Raw genomic sequence first — 13,406 nt, forward strand, 5'->3', positions numbered from 1 at the left:
GATGACCGTCCTGGTCCTCACCTGCGAGGAAGACTTGACGGCGGATATCGTGGTGTCCACGCTGCAGGACCTCGGTGTCCCGCTCGTCCGCCTCGACCCCGCCGACCTGCCCGGAAGGGTCGCCCTATCGGCGGAGTACGCCGGGGACGACTTCCACGGATATCTCAAAGCGGGCACACGCATGGTGAGCCTCAGCAGCCTGCGCTCGGTATGGGTCCGCCGCCCCGGCACCCCCGGGGCGCGCGCCCCGGAACAGTCCGCCTGGATCACGGCGGAATCCGAGCAGGCGCTGTACGGCATGCTCTCCTGCACCCCGGCGCGCTGGATGAACCACCCCGTCGCGTCCGTGCAGGCACGCAACAAGCCCTGGCAGCTCCATATCGCCCATCGCAGCGGTTTCCTCGTGCCCCCCACGCTGATCACCACATTCCCGGCGGTCGCCCGGCAGTTCGCCGCCGCCCACCAGGACCTCGTGGTGAAGTCCGTCAGCGGAAAGCACCCCGGCGACCCACCACTCGTGCTGCCCACCACGCGCATCAGCCCGGACGCGGACTTCAGCGGGGTCGCGGCGGGCCCCACCCTGCTCCAGCAGCACATCCATAAGGAGGCCGATATCCGGCTGACCTGCGTCGGCGAGGAACTCTTCGCCGCCCGCAAGAAAGCCGATCCCGACGAGGTGGACAGCCGTTTCACCCAGCACGGCACCTGGGAGCCTGTCGAGGTACCGGACTCCGTCCACCGGGCGGTGAGCACCTATATGACCACCGCCCACCTTGCCTATGGCGCCTTTGACTTCGCCGAAGACCCGGACGGGACATGGTGGTTCCTCGAATGCAACCAGGGCGGCCAGTTCGGCTTCGTCCAGTTGGAGACCGACCAGCCCATTGCCCAGGCCATCGCCACCTGGCTGGCGGTGGAACCCCTCCCCTGATTCCCCGGAGGCGGCCGTCCGCGGGACCGCGGTGCCGCGAGGGCGGGGGCGAGGCCGTCTCGTTGCCCCTCGCCCTCGCGGTCCCGGCGGGCCGGCGTCCGAGGGCGGCCCGCCCCTGGGCGGCCACCGCCGTCCCCTACTTGCTCAAGACGTTCGCCACCACGATGAACAGCCCGATCAGCACATCGACGCCACCGACCCGGAAGGACCCCGCCCAGCCCCGGCCCGCCACCCGGGCCGCCCACACCCCCCAGCCGAACAGCGCCACCATATTGAAGCCCAGGGCGACGTCGATCGCGCTCGCTTCGCCCCACCACCTCGCCTGGGCGCCGAGCAGCACCGCGATCGTCGGCACCATCGCGGCCACCAGCGGCCATTCGGTCAGCATCGAACGCACCGCGCCGGCGGTGACCTGGGTGTCCTCGTCCGTCCGGTGCGCGATGGAGTGGGCGTAGCCGTGCGCCGCGGCCGACGCCACCGCCGACAGCGCCACCCACAACGCGTCGTACCCGGGATCCGCCGGGGTGCCTTCATGGCCCAGCGCGGCCGCCAGCGCGCTGGCGAGCACCGAGCCGTACACCCCGCCGAACAGCAACCGCTGCAGGGGCTCCCCCCGTCTGGCGGGCGGCAGGGAATCGTTGCGCATCACGGACACGGCGCCACCTCACAGGACCGACGGGGCTGCCCCCGCTCGGGGAGGCCCCCACGAGATGTAGCAGCCCGGGGCGCGGATACGTCCGAAGCTGCGCCGACCGTTCCGGGCGAATTGCCCCTTGTCGCGACGGCGGGGTCCCGCGTATCGCGCGGAACCCCGGACTCCGCCCGATCGGCGGCAGCTTCGTCAGGCGCGCAAGGTCAAGGCCGGATGCGTACCGTTCAGATAGTGGTCGCCGATGTCGCGGAGACTGTGGGTGGGGGAGGCCTGCGCCGTCAGGAGGCGAGCGTTGCGCCAGAACCTGTCGAATCCCAGGACCCGGGCAGGGGAGTCGGCGCCCTGGGTGAGTTCCAGCACGCGGGTCGTGATGTCCATCGCCGACCTGCTGGTGACGGCCTCGGCCGCGGCCACGAGGACCGCGATGTCCGCGCGCTCGTCCACACCGAGTTCCTGCCCCGCGAGGAGACCTCGCGCCAGTGCCTCGGTCGCCGATTCGACCACCGCCGCGGCGGTGTGGGCGGCGGTCACCAACTCCCCGTAGGCGAGCAGCAGGTAGGGATCCGCACCCGCCCGGTCCGGGTACGCATCCGGGTACGCACCGCCGTCCGGACCCGTGGCCGGCCGGCAGCGCGACGCGGCCCGGTCGATGTCCCGGGCCTCGGCGAGTGCTCCTTCGGCGGTCCCCAGGCTGACGTGGACAAGGGCGAGCCGGAGCGCCAGCGGGGCGAGCGTGGCGAAGGGGGAGATGGCGTGTTCATCGTGGGGGACGGCGCCGAGGACCTGGTCGGCGGGGACGGGGACACCGTCGAAGCCGATGCGTCCGGCGCCCGTGAGCCGCTGGCCGAGACGGTCGTTCTCGGGATCGGCCACCGCCCCCGGGTGGGCCGGGTCGACGCATACGATCAGTGACTCACCGCTCGCGGTGCACACCGCGCCGAGCATCAGCCGGTCGGCGACCTGGACGCCCGCGGCGAGCGCCTTGCACCCGTGGAGGACGTACCCGCCGTCGACCGGGGTGAGTGTCAGGTCGGGGCCCGCCGTCGGCTCCAGGTCCGGGATATCGGTACTGCCGCCCCAGAGCCACTGCTCCGCCGCCGACCGGAGTTCGAGCCCGTCGGCCCGTTCCGGGGTGCTGAAGAACCGCGCGCTCCACGACAGCACATAGTGCCGGGCCAGCAGTTCGCCGATGGAGCTGTCGGCCGCCGCGATCTCCCGGATGACCGCGCAGGCGGTACGCCAGTCGGTGCCGCGCCGGGCCGGACCGGGTGGTGTCAGGAGGGCGGGCAGACCCGCTTCGCGCAGCCGTGCGGCCTCGTCGAACGGAGGCTTGCCCGCACGGTCGCGGCTGAGTGCGTCGACGGCGAGATCATCCGCGATCTCCCGGGTGACGCGGAGCCGGATCCCTTCATCGGCAAGGGGGCGGGCCTCCGTGAAGGCGGGGTGTGCAGCGGATTTCTTCGGCATGGCGCCGTTCACCGTCCTGTCGGGTGTCTCCGGCGCGGGCGGGGAGACCAGGCCGCCGGCCGGCGGATCGGTACGTACCGGTGTCCGCACGCCCACTTCTCCCACCCCGGCTTCCCTAGTTTTCCCACTGGATTGATAGGGAATAGAATGCTTCCGGACTGCGGGCGGATCAAGGGGTGTTCAAGGGGCGGACAGGCCGGTCTTGCCATCCGGACCCTCGTGTGGAGGCGCCCTGAGGGAGCCTTAAGGGAGCCCTGAGGGAGCCCTGAGGGAGTCCTGAGGGAGCCCCTAAGGGTTGGCCCAGGACGCCGGGTCCTCGGTCAGGGCGGATACCGGGTCCGGCAGTTCCGCCGAGGCGACATCGGCCAGAGAGACGCCGTCGAGGATCTGGCGGACATTGGCCCGCAGCGCAATCCACAGCGGCAGCAGTGACTCGGCGGGTCCCGTGTAGGACAACTCCGGTGGGCGGACTCCGCGTACCGACACCAGCGGGCCGTCCACGACGCGGATGACATCCGCGATGCTGATCGCCTCCGCGGGCTTGGCCAGCCGGTAGCCGCCGTTGCCACCGCGCTGGCTGTGGACGAGTCCGCCCCGGCGCATGTCGTTCAGGATGCCTTCGAGGAATTTATGCGGAATGTCCTGCGCTTGGGCAATGGCCTCCGCCTTGAGCGGCCCCGCGTCCCGGGCAGCGGCGAGTTGCAGCGCCGCCCGCACGGCATAGTCCGCTCTGGCTGAAATCCGCATGCTGCGCATTATCCCGTAAGGGGCGCGGTCCGGGACCTCCGGGTGCACCCACGCCCGCCCCCCGGAACCCCTTTCGTCACACCCTTCGCCACCCCCTTCGTCACACCCTTCGTCCGGTTGCGAGCCCGCACGACCGGACGGAGGCTCGACGTAGGGCACCGACTCCGAGGTGAGTGTCGTGGCACACAAAGGCGCGTCAACGTCCGTCGCCGAGTCCTCGGCCAGGGAAACGCGAGGGCCCGACAGCGTGGAAATGGCCCTGGTCGTCAACGGCGTCTCCCGCGTCCTGGACCTGGAACCCCGCGTCAGCCTGCTGGACGCGCTGCGTGAACACCTGGCTCTCACCGGTTCCAAAAAGGGCTGTGACCAGGGAACCTGCGGGGCGTGCACGGTCTGGGTCGACGGGCGCAGAGTGCTGGCCTGTCTGACGCTGGCCGTCACCTGCGAAGGCCGGGACGTGACCACCATCGAAGGCCTCGCCGAGGGCGATGAACTGCACCCGATGCAACGCGCCTTCCTCGAACACGACGCCTTCCAGTGCGGGTACTGCACCCCCGGCCAGATCATGTCGGCCGTCGCCGTGCTCAACGAGGGGCATGCCGGCTCCGACAGCGAGATCGCCGAGTGGATGAGCGGCAACATCTGCCGCTGCGCGGCCTATCCCCATATCCGCTCCGCCATCCGCGAGGTGCGTGGCCAAAAGACAGGACAGTGATGTGCGTGCCATCAGCTACACCCGTGCGACGGATGTGACCGGTGCGGTCCAGGCGGTGACGAGGGATCCCGGAAGCTCCTACCTGGCGGGCGGCACCACGGAGGTCGACCTGCTCCGCCTCGATGTGCTGCGCCCCCATCGGCTGGTGGACATCAACCGACTGCCGCTGGCCGGGATCGAGGACCGTGCCGACGGGGGACTGCTCATCGGCGCGCTGGCGCGGATGAGCGAGGTGGCCGAGGCACCGCCAGTCGTGCAGCGCTTCCCGATGCTCTCCCAGGCACTGCTTCTCGGGGCCTCCGCCCAGCTGCGGAACATGGCCTCCATGGGCGGAAACCTGATGCAGCGTGTGCGGTGCGCCTACTACCGGGACCCCGAATCCGCATGCAACAAGCGCGTTCCGGGCAGCGGCTGTTCCGCCCTGGAGGGGGCCCATCGCGGCCACGCGATCCTCGGCACCAGCGACCACTGCATTGCCACCCACCCCTCGGACATGGCGGTCGCGCTCGTCGCCCTGGACGCCGTCGTACACGTGGAGGGAGCCCATGGCTCCCGCAGCATCCCGGTCGACGACTTCTTCCTGCTCCCGGAGGACACACCCGAGCGGGAGCACCCCCTCACGCCCGGTGAACTGATCACCGCGATCGAGGTGCCCCCGGCCGCCGTGGCGCGCAGGTCGCTCTACCTCAAGGTGCGCGACCGCGAGTCCTACGAGTTCGCCCTCGCCTCGGCAGCCGCGGCGCTGGCGCTGGAGGACGGGGTGATCCGTGAGGCCCGGCTCGCCCTCGGCGGCGTGGCGACCAAGCCGTGGCGCGCTCACCGGGCCGAGGACGTCCTCGTGGGGCGGCGCGCCGATGCGGACCTCTTCGCACGGGCCGCGGCCGCGGAGCTGGCCCCCGCCGTCACCCGCCCGATGAACGCGTTCAAGGCGGAACTCGCCCGGCGGACCGTCGTCCGTGCCCTGCAGACCGCTGCCGCGCAAGGAGGCGGGACGGTATGACCACGGGCGCCACCCTCAGGGCCGTCGGCCGGCCTCTCGCTCGCGTCGACGGCCGGGCCAAAGTCACCGGAAGCGGCCGCTACGCAGCGGAGTACACCCTGCCCGGCACCGTATATGCCGCCCTCGTCGGGGCCCGCACCGCCTGCGGCCGGGTCACCGGCATCGACACCGGCGCCGCGGAGAACGCCGGCGGTGTGCTCGCCGTACTGACGCACCGGAACCTGCCGAAAGTCGCCGGCCGCCCCCAGCTGCTGCCGTCGCTGGCCGGTCACGCCGCCCCCGGGGAGAGCTTCTTCCCGATGCAGGACGATGCCGTGCACTACTTCGGGCAGCCCGTGGCCATGGTGATCGCCGACTCGTACGAACGCGCCGGGTTCGCGGCCCGGCAGGTCCATGTCGATTATGAGCGCAGCGCCTCGGTCACCACCCTCGAAGAGGGCCGGGACCAGGCTTATGAACCCGAGGCGATCTTCGCGGGATTCCTCCCCGCACGCAGTGTGCGCGGAGACGTCGAGGCCGGTTTCCGGGCGGCGACCCAACGCCTCGATGCGACCTACCACTTCGCGGCAAACCATCACAATCCCATCGAGCCCTCGGCCACCACAGCGGTCTGGGACGGCGACCGGCTCACCCTCTACGACGCCACCCAGGGAATCGTGGCAAGCCAGAGCACCGTGGCGGCGCTGCTGGGCATCCCCCCGTCGAACGTGCGGGTCCGTGCGCCGTTCGTCGGTGGGGGATTCGGCTGCAAGGCCATGATCTGGCCGCATGTCACCCTGGCCGCCATGGCCGCACGCCATGTGCGGCGCCCCGTCAAGCTGGCACTCACCCGCGAGCAGATGTTCACCTCCTGCGGCCACCGCGAGGAGCAGGAGCAGCGCATCGAACTCGGCGCCACGGACGAGGGCCGGCTCACCGCTCTGCGCCACCACAAGCTCTCGCTGACCTCACCCTTCGACGAGTGGGCCGAACCCTCGCTCAGCATCGCCTCGCAGGCGTACGCCTGCCCCAACTACGAGGGCGTCTACCGGCTGATCCGCAGCAACACCATGACACCCACCTTCACCCGCGGGCCCGGCGAGACCACCGGCATGTACGCCATGGAATGCCTGATGGACGAGCTCGCCCACCGCATCGGCGTCGACCCGGTGCAACTCCGGCTGCGCAACCACGCCCAGTCCGACCCCCGGACCGGCCATCCGTGGTCGAGCGACGGCGCGGAGGAGTGCTACCGCCGCGGCGCGGCCCGCTTCGACTGGCACTCCCGCAACCCCGAACCCCGCTCCCAGCGGGACGGCAACTGGCTGATCGGCAAAGGCATGGCCACCGCCGGATATCCGGTGTTCTTCCCCATGCAGCCGCAACGTGCCCGGGCCCGCCTCTACGCCGACGGCTTCGCCGTGGTGCAGGCCGGCACGCAGGAGTTCGGTACCGGATCGGCCACCGCGATGACCCAGGTCGCCGCCGACGGCCTGGGGATCTCCGTGGAGAAGGTCCGCTTCGAGTACGGCGACACCGACCTGCCGAACGTCGCGGCGACGGTCGGCTCGGCAGGTGCAGGCATGATCAGCGCCGCGGTGCACACCGCGGCCACCACGCTCCGCGACCAGCTGATCGAGCAGGCGATCGCCGACCCCGGCTCCCCACTGCACCAGACGGACCCGGCCGCCGTCGTCGTCCGTGACGGGCGGATGGAGCTACCGGACCGGCCCGGCAGCGGTGAGTCCTACCGCGACCTGATGCAACGCCACTTCATGACCGATATGGACGCCCTCGGCAGCTGGAGCCCGCCGCCCCCGGACCTGCCGTACGGGCTCGCCACCTTCGGTGCGCAGTTCGCCGAGGTCGCCGTCGATCCGGACCTCGGTGTGGTCCGGGTACGCCGGATGGTCGGCGCCTTCGCCCCGGGCCGGATCCTCAACGCCAGGACCGCGCGCAGCCAGGTCATGGGCGGCATGCTCTGGGGAATCGGCCAGGCGCTGTTGGAGGGCACGGTGGTCGACACCCGCGACGGCCGCTGGGCGAACGCAAGCCTGGGGGAGTACTTGGTACCGGTCAACGCCGACGCCCCCGACGTCGACATCGAGTTCGTGGAAGTACCGGACACGGTCGTGAACCCGCTGGGCGTCAAGGGCCTCGGAGAAATCGGCATGGTCGGCGCCGCGGCAGCCATCGCCAACGCCGTCTTCCACGCGACCGGATACCGAGCCCGGGAACTGCCGATCAGGATCGAACACCTGCTGTAGGGCCGGCCGCGCCAGGACGGCCAGGCCGCCTCCCGGACCGTGGCTGCGGGCCCCCGGAGCCCGCCCCGGAGCCCGTGACGGATGATTTCGTCAGGCGGCGGTCGTCACGGAGGCAAGCATGTACGGACAAAGCGGTGCCGGTCGGGTCCTGCTGGTGGACGATGACGCGGCGATCCGGCGGTCGCTCGGCCGCGGGCTGCGGCTGAACGGCTTCACCGTGGGGCTGGCGGACGGCGGCCGGGCCGCGCTGGAGCGGATGGCCGAGGCGCCGCCGGACGTGATGGTCCTCGATATCTCGATGCCCGACCTCGACGGCATCACGGTCTGCCGGCAGCTCCGGGAGAACGGCAGTGACCTACCCGTGCTGATGCTCTCCGCGCTCGACGAGGTCACCGACCGGGTCGCCGGACTGCAAGCCGGCGGGGACGACTACCTCGTCAAACCGTTTGCCCTGGACGAACTGGTACTGCGCCTGCATGCGCTGCTGCGGCGCCGCCCGCCCGCCCCCACCGACGGCGTACGCGTCGGCGGTCTGGCGCTCGACACGGCGGCACACCGCGCACGACTCGACGACCGGGAGGTGGAGCTGACCCGACGCGAGTTCGCCCTGCTGGACGTCCTGGCCCGCAACGCCGGGCAGGTGCTGACCCGCGACCAGCTGCTGGAACGTGTGTGGGGCTACGACTTCGAGGTGCGCACCGACGCGGTGGACACCTTCGTCAGCTATCTGCGGCGCAAGCTGGAAGCGGACGGGCGGAGCCGGATCGTGCACACGGTCCGGGGCGTCGGCTTTGTGCTGCGGGACGACGAGAGCGGGTCCGCGCGATGAGACTGTCCACCCGGATCGCGCTGGTCGTCGGGATGGTGGTGCCGCTGCTGGTGGTGGTGTCCGGCTGGCTCCTGGTGCAGCTGGTGGGCAAGGATCTGCGCATCCAGGCGGACCAGCGTCTCGCCGAACGTGCGCAGAGCGTGGCGGTGGCGGCGCGCGGCCTCTTGCGCGCCAGCTCCCACGACCGGCCCCGCGCCGCACAGGCCCGCCAGCGGAAGCTGTTCACCGCGGCCCTGGACGTCGGCGTCCGGCTGTCCGGCCCCGGCACCACTGTCATGGACGGCCCGCAACCCGCCGCCTCGGTTCCGCTGCCCGCGGGAACACGGCATCCGTCCACCGTGCGGTCACAGGGCAGGAGCTGGCGGGTGCTGGCCGTGCCGGTCACCGACGGCGGCACCGGGGTGCACGGGATGCTGTGGCTGTTCTCCCCGGACACGGCGCGCGAGGCACAGCTCGGGATGGTGCGGCGGAGGGTGATCATGGTGGCGCTGCTCGCGGCCCCGCCGGCCGGTGCCGCGGCCTGGCTGCTCGCCGCCCGCGCGGCCCGGCCGCTGCGGCGTCTGCAACAGGCGGCCGGCGGACTCGACCCGCACACCAGCGCCGCTCGGCTGGATCACGCCCCGACCCACATCACCGAGGTCGACGACCTTGCCCGGACGCTGCAGACCTTCCTGACCCGGTACGACGAACAAGCCGCCCGCACCGCCGAGGCGCTGGCCTCGGCACGCTCGTTCTCCGCCGCCGCGTCCCACGAGCTGCGCACACCGCTGATGAGCATGCAGACCAACCTCGACATCCTCGAGGCGTTCCAGGACCTCGATGCCGCCGACCGAGCGGAGACGGTGGACGATCTGCGGCATGAACACGCCCGTCTGCTGGGCCTCTTGGTGATGTTGCGGGCACTTGCCCAAGGCGATCTGGTCGAGGCGGACTCGTTCGCCGTCATCGACATGGCCGATCTCGCCGACGAGGCCGCCGCTGATGCCCGGCGTCGGCACCCCGGGGCAGAGGTGGTGGTCCACAGCAGCCCGGGGCTGACGATCCACGGATGGCAGCCCGGACTGCGTTCGATGCTGGACAACCTGCTGACGAACGCGCTGGTCCACGGCCGGTCCGCCGAGGCCGGCGCCCATGTCGCGCTCTCCCTCCACACCGGTGAGGACAGCGGCTCCCCCTGCGTCGTCCTCGGTGTCGAGGACCGCGGCCCGGGTGTGCCGCACCAGCGCCGGGAGGCGGTCTTCCAGCGTTTCCAGCGCCGTCCGGACAGCCCGGGTTCCGGCCTCGGTCTCACCCTGGTCGCCCAGCAGGCCGCCCTGCACCGGGCGGGGCTGCGGCTGCTGGACGGCCCCGGCGGCCGGGGAGCCCGCTTCGAGGTCGTCTTCCCCGCCGCACCCGCCCACCGTCCTCAGCACACGGCACTGCCGGCACACCGGGACTGGCTGGCGGACGCCGCGGACCGCCCACAAGGTTTCCACAAAGAACATCCCTAGCTTCTCCTCGTGGACGGGCACCGTGCCCGTCCCGCTCATGAGGAGGACCTTCATGCGTACCCGGAGCATCGCCCTCTCTTCGGTGGCTGTCGCGACAGCCCTGCTCGGTGTCGCGGGCACCGCCGCCGCGGACAGCACCCCGGCACCGTCCGCCTCCGCCAAGACCCGTACCGGAGACGGCGCACAGGCCCTGTGCAAGCGCGCCCCGAAGATCGAGAAGCGCCTCCACCGGGCACTTCACCGTCTGCAGGGCAAGGCCGGGGTCCGTGGATCCGTCGCCCGCCTGGAGCAGCGCGTGGAGAAGGCGAAGGCCGCCGGGCACACCGAGATCGAGACCTTCCTCAACCACAAGCTCGCCCACCGCAAGTCCCTGGTCCCCACGCTCCAGCAGCGGCAGAAGGACCTCGCCAAGGTCGCCACCTGGTGCGGGGCCCACCGCAACACGACCTCGTCGTGACCCGGACCGGACAGGCCGGGGTGCTCGCGGCGACCACCCTGCTGTGCGGACTGCTCGTCGCCGGATGCGGAAACGGGGTGCGTGCCGAGGGCGATGCCCCGCACGCGACACCCTCGCCCTCCGCACCCACACCCGCGCCCACCGGCCTGGCGGACATGCGCAAACTGCTGGACGGCGCCGAGAGCGCGGCGGCTGCCGCGGACTCCGACGCGGCCGCGGACCGCTAGGGCTTGTCTTCAACGTCCCGTCGTTCGCCCGTAGGGCGGGCCTCGCGTGAAGACGGGCCCTGGACCGCACCGGGACGGCGCCCCGCGCACGGGGCGCCGCCCTATCCCGCCGCTTCCTCGCCCCTCGTCTCTCGCCCTTCGCCCCTTGTCCCTCGCCTGAGCGTGCCGGCCCGGCGCGCTCGGGCGAGGCGGCTCAGTCCTCCGCCCGCTGGGTGACGGGAGCCTCTGTACGGTCGCCCGGGAACTCGTACCAACGGCGTTGCAGACAGACATAGCGCGCATCGGCCTCGACCAGATGGAGGAAGGCCGTCACGGTCTCCCGCAGGCGCTCCTGCAGCGCGGGATCGGTCAGCTGTCCGTCCTCGGTGAAGCCCTGATGCGCCGAGGCAAGACTGAACATATCGGGGTAGACACGGGTGCCCAGATGCTCCAGCGGAACCCTGAGTGCCCACAGCCCCCGGTTGCCGCCGACCAGGGACGGGGAGGCGGAGACCAGCAGCGCATGTTTGGTCTTGAACGGCTGCGGCCGGACCCGCGAGACCCAGTCGATCGCATTCTTCACGACCCCTGGCAGGGAAGCGTTGTACTCGGGGGAGGCGAGCACAAAGGCATCGCAGCGCTCCAGCCGGTCACGCAGCGCCAGAGCACCGTCCGGCAGGCCCCTTTCGGCCTCGACATCACCGTCGTACAGCGGCATGTCGAATTCCCGCATCGTGGCGAGATCCACCACGGCGCCGGCCTCGGTCATCATGCGTCCGACAAGGGAAGCCAGCCGGGCATTGGTCGACCCTGCCCGCAGCGCGGCGCCGAGAACAAGGACGTGCAGCGGTCCGGGGTGCGCATTCGTGGGCATGGTGACGTCCTTCCGGCACAGCAGAGCGTGTGCCCGTTGCCGCACACACGGTCACTGCCTGGGGGTGACGAAAGCGTACAGGCGCACAAGCGGCGCACCCGGTACCGACCGCGCCATGTCCCGACCTGCGCCGCAGTCACCGGAACGCGCCGATCCCGTGGGTACCCCGGTGCCGGTGCCGGTGCCGGTGCCGACGCCGAAGTCGGCGCGTGCGCCCCCTACACGGAGGCGCTGCGCGCCCGGTTCCGGGCGGCCCGGCGCCGCATGGCGCGCCGCTCGTCCTCGCTCATCCCGCCCCAGACACCCGCATCCTGACGGGATTCGAGCGCCCACTGCAGGCACTGCCCCATCACCGGGCAGCGGCGGCACACGACCTTGGCCTCCTCGATCTGCAGGAGGGCGGGGCCGGTGTTGCCGACGGGAAAGAAAATCTCCGGGTCCACTTCGCGGCACACCGCATCGTGACGCCAGTCCATGGCTACCTCCGTTCTCCGCGGCCGAGCGCGGTCGGGTCCCTCACTTCGAGGCGCCGGGGCTGTCTGCGCATTTCCTCAACTGCCATGCCCGGCCCCCTTGTTGTCCTTGCTGTCTTGCTGTCCTTGTTGTTCCCGTTGTCCTCGTGTGCCCGCTCCTGTGTCCACAATGCGCCGCCCTCACCCATCGCCCTCGCCATTGCCATGGGACATCGCCAACGGGCAATCCGGTCCGGCGCGGCACAACGACCGTTGTTACGGCTGTCGCGCCGCCTACCCGCGCCTCGCCGTGACACTCCTCCACCGCGCAGGGTGGCGCGAGTGCACTGCGCGGCCCGATGGCGGTGGGCACCCCCTCTCGCCTGGAACCACTTCACCTACCGCCACAACATCCGCGTCTGTACGATCCTCAGCGGCGCCATCCACGGCAACGTCGCACGGCAACGTCGTCCGCAATGCCGACGGTAACGACGACCGTAACGACGACCAGGGGCGGCGCCCGGAATACGACGGCGGCGCTCTCAAGACCGGCGGAAGCCCCGGCAGGTCCGCATCACCGTCGTCGTCCGTTACACCGCTCCACCAAGGACAAGAAGTACGACGCAGGCAAGGGACACAAAGACCGGCGTCGTGAACGCCTTCTGCCGCAACCGGCCCGACAACGAGCGCCCCACATGGATGAACCAGTGACCCACCCCGAAGACCGGCAGCAGCAGGCGACCATCAGCCGCCTGCTGCTGGACTACCTGAACGCACCCATCGCCGAAGGCTGCTGCCTGCGCGGCGTCCTGCCCGCCCCCGGCGCCGTACGGATCGCCGTCCACGCCAGAGACGACCAGACCATCCTCTACGAGATCCCCCACGACACCGTGGCCCCCGCCTACCTCCCCGGCATCCTGCGCACCGCCCTCACCGGGACCCAGATCTACAGCAGCGACGACGTCGGCGACGCCATGGGGATGACCCTCATCCGCCTCCACCCGGAGAAGATCACCCCCGACCCCGACCCCGAGCCCGAACGGGCCCAGGCGCTCAGCGTGCTGCGCGCCCTGTCCGACCCCGGCGACGACGAGGACCCTTTCCTGATCGGCTTCCTGTGGAAAGGCGACAGCCGGATGCGCCTGTACGTGCAGCCTCCCGGCCACACCGGCCTCATCGGCGCCGACATCCGCCTGACCGACATGCTCACCGCGCTGATCTCCTCACTCCCCTCCCTCATCGAGGAGGAGCCCCACCAGCCGGCCCCGGACGATCCGCACTGCGATCTCCTTGTGGACCTGACCGGCTGGTAGGGCGCACTCGCCCTTGCGGCGCTTCCC

At 71.1% G+C, this 13,406-nt stretch carries 14 protein-coding genes; 9 read left to right on the forward strand and 5 right to left on the reverse strand.

The genetic code is table 11. The features are described 5' to 3' along the window. The first annotated feature begins 1 nt into the window (after window position 1). Window positions 2–931: an ATP-grasp ribosomal peptide maturase gene (gene tgmB / locus ACF088_RS08925; protein WP_392374714.1), complete on the forward strand. Its 930-nt coding sequence runs from the start codon at window positions 2–4 to the stop codon at window positions 929–931. Between the two features lie 136 nt (window positions 932–1,067). Here tgmB and ACF088_RS08930 read toward each other — a convergent pair whose 3' ends face one another. The 3 genes from ACF088_RS08930 to ACF088_RS08940 form a co-directional block, all read right to left on the reverse strand. After that, window positions 1,068–1,577, reverse strand: a complete 510-nt coding sequence (locus tag ACF088_RS08930) for a hypothetical protein (RefSeq protein ID WP_392375003.1) — start codon at window positions 1,575–1,577, stop codon at window positions 1,068–1,070. A gap of 195 nt (window positions 1,578–1,772) precedes the next feature. Further along, window positions 1,773–3,050 carry an acyl-CoA dehydrogenase gene (locus ACF088_RS08935; RefSeq protein WP_392375004.1) on the reverse strand — a complete coding sequence of 426 codons (1,278 nt, stop codon included), beginning with the start codon at window positions 3,048–3,050 and terminating at the stop codon, window positions 1,773–1,775. A gap of 288 nt (window positions 3,051–3,338) precedes the next feature. Beyond that, window positions 3,339–3,797: an RrF2 family transcriptional regulator gene (locus tag ACF088_RS08940; RefSeq protein ID WP_392374715.1), complete on the reverse strand. Its 459-nt coding sequence runs from the start codon at window positions 3,795–3,797 to the stop codon at window positions 3,339–3,341. 178 nt (window positions 3,798–3,975) lie between these two features. Between ACF088_RS08940 and ACF088_RS08945 the strand changes: the two genes are divergently transcribed. The 7 genes from ACF088_RS08945 (at window position 3,976) to ACF088_RS08975 (ending at window position 10,761) form a co-directional block, all read left to right on the forward strand. Then, complete coding sequence (locus tag ACF088_RS08945; RefSeq protein ID WP_392374716.1) at window positions 3,976–4,512, forward strand: (2Fe-2S)-binding protein; 537 nt, start codon at window positions 3,976–3,978, stop codon at window positions 4,510–4,512. A gap of 1 nt (window position 4,513) precedes the next feature. Continuing rightward, entirely contained in the window at window positions 4,514–5,512 is a 999-nt protein-coding gene (locus tag ACF088_RS08950; protein WP_392374717.1) for an FAD binding domain-containing protein, read from the forward strand. Next, window positions 5,509–7,758, forward strand: a complete 2,250-nt coding sequence (locus ACF088_RS08955) for a xanthine dehydrogenase family protein molybdopterin-binding subunit (RefSeq protein WP_392374718.1) — start codon at window positions 5,509–5,511, stop codon at window positions 7,756–7,758. Before ACF088_RS08950 ends, ACF088_RS08955 begins: the two co-directional genes overlap by 4 nt. A gap of 118 nt (window positions 7,759–7,876) precedes the next feature. Then, window positions 7,877–8,587 (forward strand): response regulator transcription factor, encoded by a 711-nt coding sequence (locus tag ACF088_RS08960; RefSeq protein WP_392374719.1) that lies wholly within the window; start codon window positions 7,877–7,879, stop codon window positions 8,585–8,587. Further along, complete coding sequence (locus tag ACF088_RS08965) at window positions 8,584–10,077, forward strand: sensor histidine kinase (protein WP_392374720.1); 1,494 nt, start codon at window positions 8,584–8,586, stop codon at window positions 10,075–10,077. Before ACF088_RS08960 ends, ACF088_RS08965 begins: the two co-directional genes overlap by 4 nt. Before the next feature lie 52 nt (window positions 10,078–10,129). Then, complete coding sequence (locus ACF088_RS08970; protein ID WP_392374721.1) at window positions 10,130–10,534, forward strand: hypothetical protein; 405 nt, start codon at window positions 10,130–10,132, stop codon at window positions 10,532–10,534. Beyond that, window positions 10,531–10,761, forward strand: a complete 231-nt coding sequence (locus ACF088_RS08975; protein WP_392374722.1) for a hypothetical protein — start codon at window positions 10,531–10,533, stop codon at window positions 10,759–10,761. The genes ACF088_RS08970 and ACF088_RS08975 overlap by 4 nt, the downstream gene beginning before the upstream one ends. Window positions 10,762–10,954: 193 nt before the next feature. Here the strand turns inward: ACF088_RS08975 and ACF088_RS08980 are convergent, their stop codons facing one another. Both ACF088_RS08980 and ACF088_RS08985 read right to left on the reverse strand, forming a co-directional pair. Further along, complete coding sequence (locus ACF088_RS08980; protein ID WP_392374723.1) at window positions 10,955–11,614, reverse strand: NADPH-dependent FMN reductase; 660 nt, start codon at window positions 11,612–11,614, stop codon at window positions 10,955–10,957. Window positions 11,615–11,832: 218 nt separating this feature from the next. Further along, window positions 11,833–12,090 (reverse strand): WhiB family transcriptional regulator, encoded by a 258-nt coding sequence (locus tag ACF088_RS08985; protein WP_392374724.1) that lies wholly within the window; start codon window positions 12,088–12,090, stop codon window positions 11,833–11,835. Window positions 12,091–12,761: 671 nt separating this feature from the next. Here ACF088_RS08985 and ACF088_RS08990 point away from each other — a divergent pair. Then, on the forward strand, window positions 12,762–13,379 hold the full coding sequence (locus tag ACF088_RS08990; protein WP_392374725.1) for a hypothetical protein: 618 nt from the start codon (window positions 12,762–12,764) through the stop codon (window positions 13,377–13,379). Window positions 13,380–13,406 lie beyond the last annotated feature (27 nt).

It is taken from the genome of Streptomyces sp. NPDC015125, assembly GCF_043080045.1.
Taxonomy (GTDB): Bacteria; Actinomycetota; Actinomycetes; order Streptomycetales; family Streptomycetaceae; genus Streptomyces.